This window comes from Spiroplasma sp. hy2, assembly GCF_044714365.1.
Taxonomy (GTDB): Bacteria; Bacillota_I; Bacilli_A; order Mycoplasmatales; family Mycoplasmataceae; genus Spiroplasma; species Spiroplasma phoeniceum.
On sequence record NZ_RXFZ02000327.1, the window covers coordinates 1 to 651 of the forward strand.

At 23.0% G+C, this 651-nt stretch carries 1 protein-coding gene; it reads right to left on the reverse strand.

Features of this window, described 5'->3' with window-relative positions; translation table 4 throughout:
• Positions 1–400, reverse strand: a 400-nt coding sequence (locus tag EHV01_RS06345) for a hypothetical protein (RefSeq protein WP_422066720.1), incomplete at its 3' end; no start/stop codon positions are given.
• Positions 401–651: the final 251 nt, after the last annotated feature.

Below are 651 nucleotides of genomic sequence, written 5' to 3' on the forward strand. Positions count from 1 at the left end.
TTTTAGGTCAAACAATGCCATTTTCATTGTCAGGTCCTATATCAATCCCATATTTATCGTATAGATAATTACAAACATTAATTGTATCGCCGAAAGTAGTATCTTCGTAGGTGTTGGAATATCTTCGTAAAATATTAGATGAAGCATCGGTAAAATTACAAGCAAAAAATAATTTTTCTGCTAAATGATTTCATGTTTTATTAGTACCACGACCCGCTGAAACAAACTTAAAAAAAGTTGACGAAGTAAAATATCGGGCATAACTATCACCAACAAAATCTTTAAATACTTCTCAATCAAAACCAAAATTATAGTCACTAAAATTTAAATCATACTTTTTATTTAAATATTCATAACTAGTAATTCGTTTTTTGTTATTAATTTTTGTAAAATCTTGCATTTTTAATTAGCCTCCTTTTTTGATAAGATTATATGAAGTATTAAGTATCAATTAAGTATCATAATTTAAAATATTTTTTTAATTCTGTAAATTGTAAATTCAAATGTAGCACTTTATGAACTGTAAAATTAAGCTTTTTAAATTTTTAAAGATTTGTTATAAAAATTAAATTAAAAAGATCTTTTATTTTATGGCTTATTTTCGTTAATTAATTACCAAAATTAATTATTAAGTTTAAAAAGAAGGTTTTC